This window comes from Staphylococcus equorum, from assembly GCF_029531845.1.
Taxonomy (GTDB): Bacteria; Bacillota; Bacilli; order Staphylococcales; family Staphylococcaceae; genus Staphylococcus; species Staphylococcus equorum_C.
This window is the reverse complement of the sequence record NZ_JAMBPV010000003.1, coordinates 48,924-64,409: the sequence shown is the minus strand read 5'-3', so window position 1 is coordinate 64,409 and position 15,486 is coordinate 48,924. Positions and strand designations below refer to the sequence as shown.

Genomic DNA, 15,486 nt, shown 5'->3' with positions numbered 1-15,486 from the left:
CTAAATACAGTCTGTACAGAAAGATAAACGCTATTTATGATAGCGATAATAAATAGAAGAGGCTAAGACAAGTACTTGTCTTAGCCTCAATTATTATATTGGCAGTAGCTGCCTGAACTAAAATGCGCTTGCATTCTCTTTCTAGTCATCTTTGTCAGTCTGAGTTCATACAACGAAATCTTATTATAAAAATAGATTTCTGTCTCGTTCTTTTAAAACATTAAGTTATATTGAGTCATAAGAACGTACAGTTCATTGAAATATTATTCCCCTGTAATACCTTGTCCGATACCGAAACCGAAATAAAGGATTGCGATAATAATAACTAAGACAATTCTATAAATAGCAAAAGGGATCAATTTAACTTTACTAATTAAGTAAAGGAATGTCTTGATTGCAATTAAACCAACAACAAATGCTGCAATAAAGCCTAATGCATAAAAGCCAATGTGGTCTAAATGAATATATTCAAAGTTTTTAACGAGTGATAAGCCACTAGCCGCTAGCATAACTGGGACAGCCATAATGAAAGTGAAGTCTGATGCTGATTTGTGATCCATCTTCATTAATACACCCGTAGATATTGTAGAACCAGATCTACTGAAACCAGGCCACATTGCAACTGCTTGTGATAACCCAATGACAAAAGCTTGGACATAATTGATTTGGTCAACTGATTGTGGATTTGTAACTTTTTTACTATAGATATCGGCTATTATCATATAAATAGCACCAATAAATAATCCAATCATTACAGTTGGTACACTGAATAGATATTTTTGAATAACGTCATCAAATAATAAACCGAGAATACCTGCAGGAATCATACCGACAATAATATGTAGTAAGTTTAAGCGATTAGGTTTTTGACCAACGCCGTCGATAGAAGATGCTCTGTACTTACCAATGTGTAGCATTTCGAAATAACGTTCACGGAACACCCATGCACCCGCAAAAACAGAACCAAGTTGTATTACAATTTTAAAGGTAAAAGCTGATTCTGATCCTAAAAATTCACTTGATTTTAACCACATGTCATCGATAAGGATCATATGACCTGTCGAAGAAACAGGCGCAAACTCTGTTAACCCCTCAACAATACCTAGAACAAGGCCTTTAATCAATTCAAGTATTAACATAATTTACCTACTTTCATATTACTAATTAAATTTCATACATTTTCATTTTATAATGATAGCACAATAAAAATGTAATGCGCCACATATAAATGTAATTTTAGACTAAAGACTGAGATTAATATAATAAAAGGAATTCAAGCATTGAAAAAGAGGAATTTCTAATTATGTCTGAAATATGAAATTAACATAAAAAAGTACTAATAATAATGAGCGAATTCATTTAATTTTCACTGAATCAGTTTATAATATGTGGCAGGTGATAATTGTGAAAAGATTAACAAATTTAGCATTTAAATATAAAATATACCCAATATTCATGTTTGTAATCAGTACATTATTAGCTATTACCGTGGTCGTTCAGAATATTGCTATTGCAGAAATTTTAAATGCAATGTTATTGGAAACGAACCAAAATTTGTTAATACTATTACTGTTTACATTATTTATTTTAATCGCACGCGCAACATTTAATACAATAAATCAAATGATAGGTAATCGCATGTCTACAAAAGTGAAATATGATTTGCGACGCCAACTTATATTAAAACAGTCAAAAGAGCCAATTGGGGTTCAAATGAATACTTTGACTGAAAGTATTGATGGTATTGTTCCGTTTTTTAATAGTTATTTTCCACAAGTATTTAAATCAATGATGATTCCATTGTTTATCATTGTTGCTATGTGTTTTATTCATTTAAATACTGCTTTAATTATGATAGTCACTGCACCATTTATTCCTCTTTTTTATATTATTTTTGGATTGAAAACACGTGATGAATCTAAAGATAAAATGACCTATTTAAATCAATTCAGTCAACAATTTTTAAATAAAGTTAAAGGACTTATCACTTTAAAACTGTTTAATAGAACAGCTCAGACAGAACAAGAATTATATGAAGAAAGTACGACATTCAGAGATTTAACTATGCGTATTTTAAAAAGTGCTTTTCTATCCGGACTCATGCTTGAATTTATCAGTATGTTAGGGATTGGTCTTGTAGCTTTAGAAGCTGGATTAGGATTGATTTTATTCAATAGTATTGATTTTAAAACAGCTGCGATTGCAATCATATTAGCACCTGAATTTTATAATGCGATTAAAGATTTAGGACAATCGTTCCACACTGGAAAGCAAAGCGAAGGATCAAGCGACGTTGTTTACGAATTATTAGATAAACAAGAAAAAACGCTGGCACCTGAGGTACGTACTAATGCACAACAATCTGCATTAATTAAATTGGTAAATGTAAGTTTTAAATACGATGATGCACAACAAAATGCTTTAAATAATATTAACCTAAATATTTCTAGAGGAGAGCAAATTGCGCTCGTCGGGAAAAGTGGTGCCGGTAAATCTACGTTAGCGCAGCTTATTGTACAACATTTCGAGGCTCAGTCAGGTGAAGTGACTTATCAAAATTCTAATTTGCAATTAGGCTTTTTAAGTCAAATGCCTTATATCTTTAATGCTTCTATACGCGATAATATTACGATGTTTCAATCGATGGACGAAAATAAAATATTGAAAGTGTTAGAAGATGTTGATTTAAAAGAAAAAGTACTATCTTTAAAAGATGGATTAGATACTTGGATTGGAGAGGGCGGAGAGATGCTCTCAGGCGGTCAAATGAGACGCGTAGAACTATCTCGAGTACTAATGACTCAACCAGACGTACTCATCTTTGATGAGCCTGCTACTGGCTTAGATGTGAAAACAGAAAATATTATACAAGATATAATTGCGCAACAATTTGTGGATACAACTGTAATCACGATTGCACATAGAGAAAATACTATTAAAAATGCCGATAGACGTATATATATTGAAGAAGGTTATTTGACATCAATAGATACACAAGAGAGAAGAAACCATGATAAAGGTGGTGCCGTAACATGAAGCCACGTATTCAATTTAAAATAGATAGAGATTTGTTACTTTCAATCGTTGTGGGTGTTATAGGAAGTTTAGTAGCACTAAGCATGTTCTTTTTAAGTGGTTATATGGTAACGCAAAGTGCACTGGGAGCCCCGTTATTTGCATTAATGGTTCTGATAGCTTCAGTAAAACTATTTGGATTTATAAGAGCAATTGCTAGATATATTGAAAGATTGTTGTCACATAGGGCGACTTTTACAATGCTTAGAAACGTTAGAGTTCAATTTTTTAAGCATTTAATTCCAGTTGTTCCTGACGTATATCGAAAATTTAATTCTAGTGATTTAATTGCACGAATGATTGGCAGAGTTGAAGCTCTGCAAAATATATACTTGCGTGTTTATTATCCACCTGTAGTAATAGGTGTTACAGCAATCATTTCTACAATCGTAATGATTTACTTTTCATATGTACATGCAATTATAATATGTATTAGCATGATTGCTACCTTAGTAGTTATACCATGGTTAAGTGCTAAGCGTGCACGTATACTGAAAAGACAAGTTAACGACGTTCAAGGCGATTTTTTAAACCAATTTTACGATTATAAAGAAGGTTATGAAGAGTTGGGTCGTTTTGGTCGAACAGAATTTTATAAAAAACAAGTGCTTAATCAATTGGGTGACTATGAAGCAGCTCAAGCAAAAGAGCAACGATTTTTATCACTATACGAATATAGTCTAAATATTGTGTCGATGATTGCATTGTTTTTCACATTGTATTTGGGTGTGGTTCAAGTACAAAATCAAGAATTAGACGTTGTTTATTTAACAAGTATCGTATTAATGATGTTGACGCTTTTCGAACAGGCGATACCTATGAGTAATGTAGCATACTTTAAAGCGGATACTGATGAAGCTTTCCATGACATTAACGAAGTGATTGCTCATCCTATGAAGCAGGGGGAGGAAGCAATGCATGTAGAAGTTTTACCTACCGAGCCATTGTACGAGGTTCGAGACCTCAACTTCAAGTATTGGAACCAAGCAAGTTATGTATTACAAGATATCCAATTATCAATTGATAAAGGCGAGCATGTTGCTATTATTGGACCTTCAGGGTCCGGTAAAAGTTCGTTATTGCAACTCATGTTAGGTTTGTATCAAAGTGATACAGGGGATATATTATTAAATCATCAAGATATTACAAATATCGTAGATGAAGAAAAATATAGTCAAATCAATGCTTTATTACAAACGCAACAGATATTTGACGGCACAGTGAGAGAGAACTTATTTACTGAAAAAGATGATGTTGAGTTACGCAGCGTTTTAGCTAATTTAGGTTTGGATCATATCGATTTAGATAGATACATTACCATATCTGGTAATACATTATCAGGTGGTGAAATACAGAGACTTGGTATTGCAAGATTATTATTAAGAGATGTACCGATTTGGATAATGGATGAACCTACTACAGCGCTCGACAAATACCATACAGATAGCGTAATGGATATCATTCATGCCAAAGCTCAAACCTTAGTTGTTGCAACACATGATTTAAGGTTACTACCGTATTTTGATAAAATCGTAGTTATGAGTGAAGGGAAAATTGTAGAAACTGGAAGTTATCAATCTCTGATTGCAGAAAGAAGCTATTTATACCAAATGGTTGAGATGAACGTTTCATAAACGTACAAGTTAAATTATTTTGTTTATAAGTTAAAAAAATGGAGCTCAAACACAAATGTGTTTGAGCTCTCATTATAAATCAAGTATATTTAATGAATAAATTTTGATAGAAGAACTATCTAATATTTACCATTGCCATTGAAAAATTATTTTGCTTTTTCTTCTGTGAAGGCGGTGATTACTTTTGAAAGTAATCGGTTTAGTTCTTTAGATTCATCTGGGCTCAATGAAGATGCTACTGCAACATCTTGACAAGCTGTATCTAATTCAGGGCGAATTGCTTCGCTCTTGTCAGTTAAATGAATGAATACTTCACGTTGATCAATTTCAGAACGCTCGCGTTTGATTAGGTCAACTTGTTCCATTCTTTTAAGTAATGGAGATACAGTACCTGTATCAAGTGCCAATTCAGTAACGACTTTCTTAACATTGACAGGTGAATCAGCCCATAAGATTGTTAAAACTAAAAACTGTGGATAAGTCAGTTTGTATTTCTTAAAGACATTATTTGAATAATAGCGATTTACTTGTCTTTGAGCATTATACAAACTGAAACAAAGTTGTTCTTTTAAATTAAGTGGTTCAGACATAAAGTTCTCCTCCAGACATTCTATCCGTTTTCTTCTGTATCGGACCTGAATCCGTCTTATGATGTGTGTGACACTTCCTCAAAACACTTTTGCACTGTGCCATGCTAAAATGTAGTGTACGTATAAAGTTTAGAAGAAATCTAATGTTTTATCAAGTAAAAGTTTAATTATACGAATAATTGTACTTTTATGCAGACATTTGTATTAAGAAATGAGTGGTTATATGAAAAAAAATAAAAATCCAAAAACGTCAATTACAATCATAACAGGTTTTTTAGGTAGTGGAAAAACTACTTTTCTCAGTAATTATGTAAAATATTTACTAAGTAATAATGAAAACCCGAGTATCATCGTAAATGAATACGGCAATTTAGATATAGATAGCCGTGCAATCGGCGATGATATTGAGGTTGCGTCAATATTAAATGGTTGCGTATGTTGTGACTTGCAACAAGATTTAATAAAACAATTAAAACATTTTCTAAACAAAAGTGCAATGCACCATATTATTGTTGAAGCGACAGGTATAGCACATCCAATCGAAATCATTGCGGCATGTCAAGATCCTGAAATCGTCGCAAGCGTTAATCCACCAGTGGTTATTGGCTTAGTTGACGCGCCAAGATTTTTGACCAGAGCCCAATATACTCATAGTACAACACAATTGATGGAAGAACAATTATCTGCGAGCCATACAGTTGTAGTCAATAAAATGGATTTGATTGATGAAGTAGAACGAGAACGTATAAATGAAACTTTTGAAATTAATCCATATGCACCGACATTCTATACGAGCTATGCAAATATAGATATGGAGCAATTAATTTCAGTAACGCAAAATGAAGGACGAAATATGAAACAACATACACATCATCATGGGATTAATAGTATGCAATATCAGTTTTCTGGACCAATAGATAGGCAACTATTCTATCAATTTATTTTACGGTTGCCAGATAATGTTTTAAGATTAAAGGGATACGTAAAGTTTCGTGATATGCCAAATGATACATATGAATTTCAATATGCGTTTGGTTTGCCAGACTATCAAGTTATCGATGCATCTATGCCTTTAACCATTGTGCTTATTGGTGAACAAATAGATGTTAATCGCATACGCAATCAATTAGACATGCTACAATTCACTTAATTTTTTAAATAGTAAAAGGGGTGTTGGTAATATGGATAAAGTAAAGATTAATCAACATGTTTCATTTTCAAAAGTAATACAAGGTTTCTGGAGAGCAAAAGATTGGCAGTGGACACCACAACAATTAAATCGTTATCTCAATGAATTGGTAGAACGTGGGATTACTACCATGGATCATGCTGATATATATGGTGGGTACTCATGTGAAGGTATATTTGGAGAGGCATTGAAATTATCTCCTCAATTACGTGAACAAATGGAGATTGTTACTAAGTGTGGTATTGTGTTGCCATCAGAACGTATACATGAAGCAGACGGTCACCGTTATGATCATAGTAAGCATCATATTCAAAAGTCTGTAGATCGTTCTCTACAAGAATTGCAAGTAGACCATCTGGATTCACTACTTATTCATAGACCGTCACCTTTGATGGATCCTCAAGAAGTGACTGAAGCAATCACTGCTTTAGTTAATGAAGGGAAAGTGAAATCATTTGGTGTTTCTAATTTCAATAAATCAGAATATGATTTATTGAGTAAACATCTTGTTTCTGATAAGTTGCATATTACATTAAACCAGTTAGAAATTTCACCATATACTATAGATGTACTTGAAAATGGTATGATGAATCATATGTATAAAGATAATGTTAAAATGATGTCATGGAGTCCTATGGCAGGCGGTAAATTATTCGATTTAGAAGATGCAAAATCTGTTCGGATTATGGCCGTAATTTCACCTTTAGCACAAAAATATCATTCTAGTGTGAATGGCATTGTTATGGCATGGTTAAATAAGCACCCAGCAACAATCATGCCTGTATTAGGCACTCATAAAATAGAACGTATTGACGAAGCAATCGAAGGTTTAGAAGTTACAATTACAGATCAAGAATGGTTTGATATTTATACAGCTTCCCTAGGCCACGATATCCCTTAAAGTACATGTTGAAGGAGCGTAACTAATGAATACACAGAACGAACAACATCAAAGAAACCAACTTAAATTTCAGCGTAATTTTATTAATTTCCCGTTTTTAGGATTTGCACTTGTCATCGCAATTTTAAATTTAGCATTCCCTGATATAACTTTAATGATGACGCTATTTGGACTGTTTTTCTTTTATAACGCGGGTATATTATTTGTAGCATTTATAAAACATTACAAACGTACTGCAATATTATCGTTAATATTAACGATTTTATCTATGGCATTATTTGTTGCATCAGTTTATTTATATGCAACTGCAAATAATTTATTTTAATAAACGAACATTCAAAGTAATAAATATAATGTATTATCGAACAACTTAGGAGGAAATAAATGGAACAGTGGATTACACAATTTATGGAGCAATATGGATATTGGGGCATAGGCCTACTTATCTTTTTAGAAAATATATTTCCACCAATTCCATCTGAAATCATTTTAACGTTCGGTGGTTTTATGACTACCCAATCTGGATTAGGATATACTGGTGTTCTAGTTACCTCGACAATTGGTTCTGTAGTCGGAGCAATTGTGTTATATGGTATAGGCGCTTGGATTGGTGAACGTAATTTGTACCGTATTGTAGAAAAGTATGGAAAGATTTTACGTTTGAAGACGAAAGATCTAGATAAGACAATTCAATGGTTTGAAAAATATGGTTATTGGACAGTCTTTTTCTGTCGCTTTGTTCCTTTATTGAGAAGTTTAATTTCAATACCGGCTGGTTTAACACGTATGAATATCCCCTTATTCTTAATGTTTACTACGGTAGGTACTATCATTTGGAACGCAGTGTTAATTTATTTAGGCCAAGCCGTAGGTGGTAATTGGCACACGATTGTTTATTATATGGATATATATTCTCGTATTATTTATATTATTTTAGCTATGCTAATTATTTTTGTCATTTGGAAATGGTTCAAACGACAAAGGAAGCAAAAATAAGATTGATATTATCCTCAGATTAAATTTAAGGTTCTTATGATTTAAATAGCGTGATACATATTTTGAATGTTATAATAAACATACAATATGTATTGACGATATAGGGGGATTGCATTATGACAAAGCAAAAAGTTTCGATTATAGGTGCTGGAAATACTGGCGCAACATTAGCTTTTATTGTGGCCCAACGAGAACTCGCAGATGTCGTACTCATTGACCGTCCGGAGAGTGAAGGCCTTGTGAAAGGAAAAGCACTAGATATATTGGAAAGTAGTCCAATATATGGTTTCGATGTTAATGTAACAGGATCTATTGATTATGCTGATTCAGTGAATTCTGATGTAGTTGTCATTACTGCTGGTGTGGCACGCAAACCTGGTATGAGTCGTGACGATTTAGTTCAAGTCAACGAAGCTGTAATGCATGATGTAACGAAAGAAATTGTAAAATATTCACCTGATTGTAAAATTATCGTACTTACAAATCCTGTAGATGCCATGACTTATTCTGTATTACAAGTTTCTGGATTTCCCAAAGAACGCGTGATCGGACAGTCGGGTGTCTTAGATACAGCAAGATACCAAACGTTTATTGCCGAAGCACTGAATGTATCCATTAAAGATATTAGAGGGTTAGTGTTAGGCGGCCATGGTGATACGATGCTACCTTTAATTACATCTACAAATGTAAACGGTGTGCCTCTGAATAAACTTCTGGACGATACGCAAATTGCACAAATTGTAGAGCGTACACGAAAAGGCGGCGCAGAAATCGTAGAATTACTTGGGAATGGTTCGGCGTATTATGCACCTGCCTCAGCGGTTTATAATATGGTTGAAGCAATTTTAAAAGATCAGAAGCGTTTATTGCCAAGTATTGCATTATTAGAAGGAGAATATAGTTTTTCTGATATATGTTTAGGCGTACCAACAATCTTAGGTTCTAAAGGTATAGAGCGTATCGTAGAATTACAATTATCTGAAGAAGAACAAGCGCAATTACAAGTTTCGGCAAACGCAGTTACAGAAGTAAAACAATCACTAAAACACTAAAAAATATTGAAATGCACTAGGAAAGATTATAAGAACTACTTCTTCATTTATGTAGATGAGTAGTTCTTGTATTTTTTTCTAACCTTGTTTTATTTCAACGCAAAAAGAGGAGGCTGAGACATGTAATTATGTCCTAGCCTCCTCTTTTTGCATTGGCAGTGGCTGACTGAATTGAAAATACGCTTATACCAAGCTCTTGTATGCCATTTTCTAGTCAGCTTTGCCGGGGTGGGACGACGAAATCTTATTAGAAAAATTAGATTTCTGTCCTGCTCCCCTTTATTCAACTTAAAGCTACGTTCTAGATTTACTTATTTATATTTATAATTAAATCTAAATTAATTACATTTTAAAAATACAAATGTATAAAGCAACATATTCAAAGAACGTTAATATATACATGTATTTCAATCTTAATCTTATCTTTTTTGGTACGTTCCAGTTAGGGAAACGGCGTTCGTAATAAAATAATTGTAAATAAAATAATCCAATACCTAAAGGGAGGCACATGAGAATGATACTGCGTGTATATGAAAAGCCTATATCATGCAAGAGATGTCCAATAATTAATTGAAATACGATAAGCACAATAAGCAAAATTATAATATTAAATGTCATCTTGCACTTCGTACTCCTTTCGCCAATAAAATTAATACACCTTGTAGTGCCACAAGTAATAGCACAAAGCCTATTGCCTCAAGATTTAAATTTGACCATACTTCATTGATAATGCGAAGCGGTTCATTAATAAGATAGACTGAATGTAAACGTAAGAAACGACCAATATAAATGCCTAAACCGTTTAAAAACATCATTGCAATGATTATTGTCCAATTTAACCAGAGGTGACGCGTGAATTTTTCCATTTCTAAAAACATTAAAATTAAAAGATACAGCGCCAGTAACACCGCTGACACTAGAAAAGTGAAATATGCCCATTCTACTAATATTAAACCTTGATAAAAATTGAATGTAAATTGGTTTAAATGAATTAAATCTGTAACCATATAAAGTGTGTTAGGCACCATAAATAAGAAAATAAGAGCAAAAATAATAAATAGTGGCCATTCGTATTTATGTACAGGTTTAAATAAATTTAAGAGTAAGCATAGTTCAAATGGCACATATGCTAGAAATAAATTTAAAGTCATAAACTGATAATAATCATTAAAGAAAATCGAAATAATCATTAATATTAGAAATACGGTTCTAGCGATATAACGAGCCTTCATAAATACACCTACTTCCTTTCTGAATAAAGTATTTAAATATATTGTGAAAATTACTAGTTATAGTAAATTTATTGAAAAATAAAAAATGCCAATAAAAATTCCCTCTCTTAATATTAAAAAGCCAAGGGAAAAATTAACTCGTATTTTTGAATATAAGATTATATAATACATTTTTTTAATGTAAATTTCAATGATAATGTTTAATTATTATTAACTAGATGGTTTACAGTTAAATAAAAAAACGATTAAACACAAGGTTAAATGATTTTAGTAAGAAAAGAAGTCAAGACTGATGAATTGTCTATATGTGGAACTTTTCATCAGTCTTTAATGAGTGGACAGTGTAACTGGTCTGCATTCTATCCATTGGTCAATATGCATTTATAAATCTAATAAATTAAGGCCAATTGCTTCATCATGTTTACGGTTAATATTTAAGTCAGTCATGGTGATTACAATTTCGGCTGTAGCTGAAACAACCGCTTTCGTTAAATGCCCGCTAAGTGTTGCGTAAGCATTAGTTCCGAAGGTTGCGTGTAAATGTGCAAATGGTTTGTCATCGATGTGAGAAATATTACCTAAAAGACTAATTAATTCTAATGGTTCTTTAAACGATTTTTTCTCATAAGTTTTCGTGTCGATGTTATAAAAATTAAGTTCTACATCTTCACAAGCACCGATGCCACTTACTGTACCGAATTTACCACCTTGCTCTTTAGCTATATCTGTCACTGCTTCTACAATGTCTTCGCCTCGTTCTAAAACAAGAACAATTGTCTTTCCGTCAACCTGATATACCATGTGAAACCTCCATTCTTAAATTTGATTACAACTATAGTATACAAGTTCTTTTTTATAGTTTATATAAAAGTGATTAAAAACGCGTATTTTTCTATTGTCTTTTGATGTATTAATGTTATAAAATACTCTAATATTATATATATACTAAAAGAACGTATCATGATATGAATGGTATAAACGAATGGAGTGAGAAACGTGAATAAGCAATTTGTAATTTTATATTTTAATATTTTCCTAGTCTTTTTAGGTATTGGTTTAGTTGTTCCAGTTCTTCCTGTTTATTTGAAAGATTTAGGATTGAAAGGTAGCGATTTAGGGGTTCTTGTTGCCGTCTTTGCATTAGCCCAAATGGTTATATCACCATTTGGTGGGACGTTAGCAGATAAATTAGGTAAAAAATTAATTATTTGTATTGGGTTAGGACTCTTTGCTATATCAGAATTCTTGTTTGCGGCTAGTCATACCTTCTCACTCTTAATTGTGTCCAGAATTCTTGGTGGGTTCAGTGCTGGAATGGTTATGCCTGGTGTTACAGGCATGATTGCAGATATTTCAATAGGTAAAGATAAAGCTAAGAATTTTGGTTATATGTCAGCAATTATTAATTCGGGCTTTATTTTAGGGCCAGGTATAGGTGGATTTCTTGCAGAATTTTCGCATAGGCTCCCATTTTATGTAGCTGGCTTCAGTGGCTGTTTAGCATTAGTGCTTTCTCTTATCCTGATTAAAAATCCTAAAAACGAAACACAAGATGGATTCACGGTGTATAAACCTGAATTACTTACTAAAATTAATTGGAAAGTCTTTCTTACACCAATTACTTTAACACTCGTGCTCGCTTTTGGCTTATCAGCATTTGAAACATTGTTCCCATTATATACAGCAGATAAAGCGCATTATTCACCTTTAGACATTTCATTTGCAATTACAGGTGGCGGTATATTAGGTGCTGTATTCCAAGTATTCTTCTTTGATAAATTTATGAAACATTTTAAAGAACTAACATTTATCAATTATTCGCTGATATATTCAGCAATTGTATTACTCGCTTTGACATTTGTGGACAGTTATTGGTCTATCATGTTAATCAGCTTCATTGTGTTTATTGGTTTTGATATGATTAGACCTGCAATCACGAATTATTTTTCTAATATTGCAGGAGATCGGCAAGGTTTTGCAGGCGGCTTAAATTCCACCTTTACGAGTATGGGGAATTTTATAGGACCCTTAGTGGCTGGGACGTTATATGATGTTAACTTTGAGTATCCTTTATATATGGCAGTTGTAGTAATGATACTGGGTATGTTTGTTATTCTAGTAGAAAAAATGATAAGAACGAACCTTAGAAAATCATAAGTTAAAAACCGATAAATAAAGTAGAACGTACGTTAGTTTATTCACGTGCGTTCTTTTTTAGTATGTTTAACATTTGTGGGATATAACACGCGTAATATGACATTAATATTAAATAAAGTCATATTGCGTAATATTAATGTTACAGAGATTACGATTGGTTTAAATTGTGGTCTATATAAGTTTTTGGTTAATAAAATATGCTAGTATGTAGGAAATATTAAAAAATAATGTTAAGTAAGGGGATGAACTTGAAAAATTTAATTTTATCAATCATGGCATTCCTTCTTGCTTGTTGTTTATGTTTCCTTTTATTTATAGCTACAAATCAGCAAGCACTAGCAAAAGTTCATGAAACAATTTCTAGCTGTTCAGACAATGATAAACGAACTGAAACTAAAGGTGACGATAATCACAACAGTGATAACACTATTAGTGCAGCAGTAAAAGATGTTGAACAAGAAGAACCTTATAATGCCAAAGCATATGTACCAATAGCTAAAAAAACGACACACAATTTAAAAAATAATGAAATCGGGAATTCTAATTTACCAAAGTTCTCTGATGCACAAAAAGAAGCACAAACACTTGTGAATAAAGATAATAACACTGCTAATGCATATAATGATCATGGTATTGATCGTACATGCCAAGGGGCCTATTATTATATTTTTACTTTTGAAAATAAAGAAGAGCCCAACACATATTATAGAGTTACAGTAGATAAAAATAATAAAGCGCACATTTTTGATGATTCTTATCGCGTGAAAGACCAACAAACTACTAATGCACCTAGTATTTCACCTCAAGAATCTAAAGTCATTGCTGAAAAGTATGCGAAAGATGAACTCGGTGAGAATGCAATTCTCAAAAAAGTTAAAACGTCTAAAGAAGGTATGTTTTATACTTTTTATGAGTCTAAGATAGGAAAAGAGTATAAGGTGATAGTGAATAAAGCTGGTGACGTAATCCGTCAGCCGTCGTTAAATTAAAAGTAAATTAAAAGTCGCGTAAACTGATGATAAAATCGAGTTGCGCGGCTTTTTTGTACTATGAAATTAGTATAAAGCAATAAGTATCAATGTTATGATAATACTATTAATTGAAATGACTGAATTCTATATAAACCAGAGTTAAAAATTTTTAATGAAAAGGATGAGCATTTTGAAAAAGATAAAAAAAGCAATCATACCTGCAGCTGGCTTAGGAACAAGATTTTTACCAGCTACGAAGGCTATGCCAAAAGAAATGTTACCTATATTAGATAAACCTACAATCCAATACATAGTCGAAGAAGCAGCACGTGCAGGCATCGAAGATATCATTATAGTTACTGGTAAACATAAACGTGCAATTGAAGATCATTTTGATAATCAAAAAGAATTAGAAATGATTTTACAAGAAAAAGGCAAAACAGATTTACTAGAAAAAGTTAAATATTCTACAGAACTTGCTAATATATTTTATGTTAGACAAAAAGAACAAAAAGGTTTAGGTCATGCCATTTATTCTGCGCGTCAATTTATAGGTGATGAGCCATTTGCTGTGCTTTTAGGCGATGATATTGTTGAATCTGATAATCCAGCTATTAAACAATTAATAGAAGCTTATGAAGAAACTGGAAAGTCTGTCATCGGAGTACAAGAAGTAGAAAAGAATCAAACGCATCGTTATGGTATCATCGATCCTTTAGAAAAGTCAGGTAGAAAATATGAAGTGAACCAATTTGTTGAAAAACCAAAACAAGGCACTGCACCGTCAAATTTGGCAATTATGGGTCGCTATGTACTTACAGCTGACATTTTTGATTACTTAAAAACTCAAGGCAAAGGCGCGGGCGGAGAAATTCAACTTACGGATGCAATTGAAAGATTAAATAAACAAGATCAAGTTTACGCTTATGATTTTGAAGGCGATCGATATGATGTAGGTGAAAAATTAGGTTTTGTGAAAACTACAATTGAGTTTGCTTTAAAAGATAAATCTATGCACGAGGAATTAACGCGTTTTATAAAAAATTTAGACTTAGATAAATAGATATTAGATGTTGAATAAAAGAAGGATTAAAATCGGTTATAACGTGGTGAACTATCATCAGTATGTGATATGAGGTGTTGTAATGAAGCAAGGTAAAACGAATGCAATGCGTATGCTAGATCGCTTGAAAATTGAGTATTGCGTTAATACTTATGAGGTGTCAGAAAGCCATATGGATGGAAAGACTGTAGCTGAAAAAGTTGGTGTAGATGTGGCACAAGTGTATAAAACGCTCGTGTTAGAAAATGCGAATCACGCACACTTTGTATTTATTATTCCTGTAAACGCATCTCTTGATATGAAGGCGGCAGCGCAAGCGGTGAATGAAAAGAAATTACATTTAATGCCACTTGATGATTTAAAAAAAGTGACTGGATATGTCCGTGGCGGTTGCTCACCGATTGGAATGAAACGGCAATTCCCAACAATTATTGATCGACAAGTTGAAGAAATGGATGCTATTTATGTCAGTGGTGGAGAACGTGGTATACAAATTAAAATAAATGTAGCGCATCTAATCAAAACAACACGAGCAAAAGTTGAAAAAGTGACCCATGAAGCGAATTAACACAATTGAATATTCTTAATCTAATGACCATAAAGTAACGGCTTGTTTCGTACTTTGT

Annotated in this window: 16 protein-coding genes; 11 read left to right on the top strand and 5 right to left on the bottom strand. The window is 32.7% G+C overall.

The features are described 5' to 3' along the window. Positions 1-263 precede the first annotated feature (263 nt). Complete coding sequence (locus M4L39_RS04970; protein ID WP_277581047.1) at positions 264-1,139, bottom strand: undecaprenyl-diphosphate phosphatase; 876 nt, start codon at positions 1,137-1,139, stop codon at positions 264-266. A 265-nt stretch (positions 1,140-1,404) separates the two neighbouring features. Between M4L39_RS04970 and M4L39_RS04965 the strand changes: the two genes are divergently transcribed. After that, the gene (locus tag M4L39_RS04965; protein WP_277581046.1) at positions 1,405-3,036 is read left to right on the top strand and encodes an ABC transporter ATP-binding protein/permease; all 1,632 of its coding nucleotides are present in this window, start codon (positions 1,405-1,407) and stop codon (positions 3,034-3,036) included. Beyond that, positions 3,033-4,709, top strand: coding sequence for a thiol reductant ABC exporter subunit CydC (gene cydC, locus M4L39_RS04960; protein ID WP_277581045.1), 1,677 nt, complete (start codon positions 3,033-3,035; stop codon positions 4,707-4,709). The genes M4L39_RS04965 and cydC overlap by 4 nt, the downstream gene beginning before the upstream one ends. Before the next feature lie 146 nt (positions 4,710-4,855). On the opposite strand, the gene M4L39_RS04955 is transcribed toward cydC, so the two are convergent. Next, entirely contained in the window at positions 4,856-5,299 is a 444-nt protein-coding gene (locus M4L39_RS04955) for a MarR family winged helix-turn-helix transcriptional regulator (RefSeq protein WP_277581044.1), read from the bottom strand. 223 nt (positions 5,300-5,522) lie between these two features. On the opposite strand from M4L39_RS04955, the gene M4L39_RS04950 reads away from it, so the two are divergent. The 5 genes from M4L39_RS04950 to mdh all read left to right on the top strand — a co-directional run bounded on the left by M4L39_RS04950 (position 5,523) and on the right by mdh (position 9,437). After that, positions 5,523-6,449, top strand: coding sequence for a CobW family GTP-binding protein (locus M4L39_RS04950; RefSeq protein ID WP_277581043.1), 927 nt, complete (start codon positions 5,523-5,525; stop codon positions 6,447-6,449). A 31-nt stretch (positions 6,450-6,480) separates the two neighbouring features. Then, complete coding sequence (locus tag M4L39_RS04945) at positions 6,481-7,389, top strand: aldo/keto reductase (protein WP_277581042.1); 909 nt, start codon at positions 6,481-6,483, stop codon at positions 7,387-7,389. Positions 7,390-7,414: 25 nt separating this feature from the next. Next, entirely contained in the window at positions 7,415-7,714 is a 300-nt protein-coding gene (locus M4L39_RS04940) for a hypothetical protein (RefSeq protein ID WP_277581041.1), read from the top strand. A 59-nt stretch (positions 7,715-7,773) separates the two neighbouring features. Continuing rightward, complete coding sequence (locus M4L39_RS04935) at positions 7,774-8,385, top strand: DedA family protein (protein ID WP_277581040.1); 612 nt, start codon at positions 7,774-7,776, stop codon at positions 8,383-8,385. Between the two features lie 116 nt (positions 8,386-8,501). Next, complete coding sequence (mdh, locus tag M4L39_RS04930; protein WP_277581039.1) at positions 8,502-9,437, top strand: malate dehydrogenase; 936 nt, start codon at positions 8,502-8,504, stop codon at positions 9,435-9,437. 342 nt (positions 9,438-9,779) lie between these two features. Here mdh and M4L39_RS04925 read toward each other — a convergent pair whose 3' ends face one another. From M4L39_RS04925 to M4L39_RS04915, 3 genes are all read right to left on the bottom strand, one after another. After that, on the bottom strand, positions 9,780-10,055 hold the full coding sequence (locus M4L39_RS04925; RefSeq protein ID WP_277581038.1) for a hypothetical protein: 276 nt from the start codon (positions 10,053-10,055) through the stop codon (positions 9,780-9,782). Further along, positions 10,052-10,669 carry a DUF1361 domain-containing protein gene (locus M4L39_RS04920; protein ID WP_277581037.1) on the bottom strand — a complete coding sequence of 206 codons (618 nt, stop codon included), beginning with the start codon at positions 10,667-10,669 and terminating at the stop codon, positions 10,052-10,054. Before M4L39_RS04920 ends, M4L39_RS04925 begins: the two co-directional genes overlap by 4 nt. A gap of 381 nt (positions 10,670-11,050) precedes the next feature. Then, positions 11,051-11,470 (bottom strand): PPC domain-containing DNA-binding protein, encoded by a 420-nt coding sequence (locus tag M4L39_RS04915; protein ID WP_277581036.1) that lies wholly within the window; start codon positions 11,468-11,470, stop codon positions 11,051-11,053. Positions 11,471-11,665: 195 nt separating this feature from the next. Here M4L39_RS04915 and norA point away from each other — a divergent pair, with 195 nt between their 5' ends. From norA to ybaK, 4 genes are all read left to right on the top strand, one after another. Further along, complete coding sequence (norA, locus tag M4L39_RS04910; RefSeq protein ID WP_277581035.1) at positions 11,666-12,826, top strand: multidrug efflux MFS transporter NorA; 1,161 nt, start codon at positions 11,666-11,668, stop codon at positions 12,824-12,826. 248 nt (positions 12,827-13,074) lie between these two features. Beyond that, positions 13,075-13,815, top strand: coding sequence for a hypothetical protein (locus M4L39_RS04905; RefSeq protein WP_277581034.1), 741 nt, complete (start codon positions 13,075-13,077; stop codon positions 13,813-13,815). A 172-nt stretch (positions 13,816-13,987) separates the two neighbouring features. Next, positions 13,988-14,860: a UTP--glucose-1-phosphate uridylyltransferase GalU gene (gene galU, locus M4L39_RS04900; protein WP_277581033.1), complete on the top strand. Its 873-nt coding sequence runs from the start codon at positions 13,988-13,990 to the stop codon at positions 14,858-14,860. A gap of 82 nt (positions 14,861-14,942) precedes the next feature. Continuing rightward, a complete protein-coding gene (ybaK, locus tag M4L39_RS04895; RefSeq protein WP_277581032.1) occupies positions 14,943-15,428 on the top strand; it encodes a Cys-tRNA(Pro) deacylase in 486 nt (161 codons plus the stop codon). The last annotated feature ends 58 nt before the right edge of the window (positions 15,429-15,486 follow it).

Coding starts and splice junctions, on each gene's coding strand:
- M4L39_RS04970 (WP_277581047.1), bottom strand. CDS start 1,139: ATGTTAATACTTGAATTGATTAAAGGCCTTGTTCTAGGTATTGTTGAG.
- cydC (WP_277581045.1), top strand. CDS start 3,033: ATGAAGCCACGTATTCAATTTAAAATAGATAGAGATTTGTTACTTTCA.
- M4L39_RS04955 (WP_277581044.1), bottom strand. CDS start 5,299: ATGTCTGAACCACTTAATTTAAAAGAACAACTTTGTTTCAGTTTGTAT.
- M4L39_RS04950 (WP_277581043.1), top strand. CDS start 5,523: ATGAAAAAAAATAAAAATCCAAAAACGTCAATTACAATCATAACAGGT.
- M4L39_RS04945 (WP_277581042.1), top strand. CDS start 6,481: ATGGATAAAGTAAAGATTAATCAACATGTTTCATTTTCAAAAGTAATA.
- M4L39_RS04940 (WP_277581041.1), top strand. CDS start 7,415: ATGAATACACAGAACGAACAACATCAAAGAAACCAACTTAAATTTCAG.
- M4L39_RS04935 (WP_277581040.1), top strand. CDS start 7,774: ATGGAACAGTGGATTACACAATTTATGGAGCAATATGGATATTGGGGC.
- mdh (WP_277581039.1), top strand. CDS start 8,502: ATGACAAAGCAAAAAGTTTCGATTATAGGTGCTGGAAATACTGGCGCA.
- M4L39_RS04925 (WP_277581038.1), bottom strand. CDS start 10,055: ATGACATTTAATATTATAATTTTGCTTATTGTGCTTATCGTATTTCAA.
- M4L39_RS04920 (WP_277581037.1), bottom strand. CDS start 10,669: ATGAAGGCTCGTTATATCGCTAGAACCGTATTTCTAATATTAATGATT.
- M4L39_RS04915 (WP_277581036.1), bottom strand. CDS start 11,470: ATGGTATATCAGGTTGACGGAAAGACAATTGTTCTTGTTTTAGAACGA.
- ybaK (WP_277581032.1), top strand. CDS start 14,943: ATGAAGCAAGGTAAAACGAATGCAATGCGTATGCTAGATCGCTTGAAA.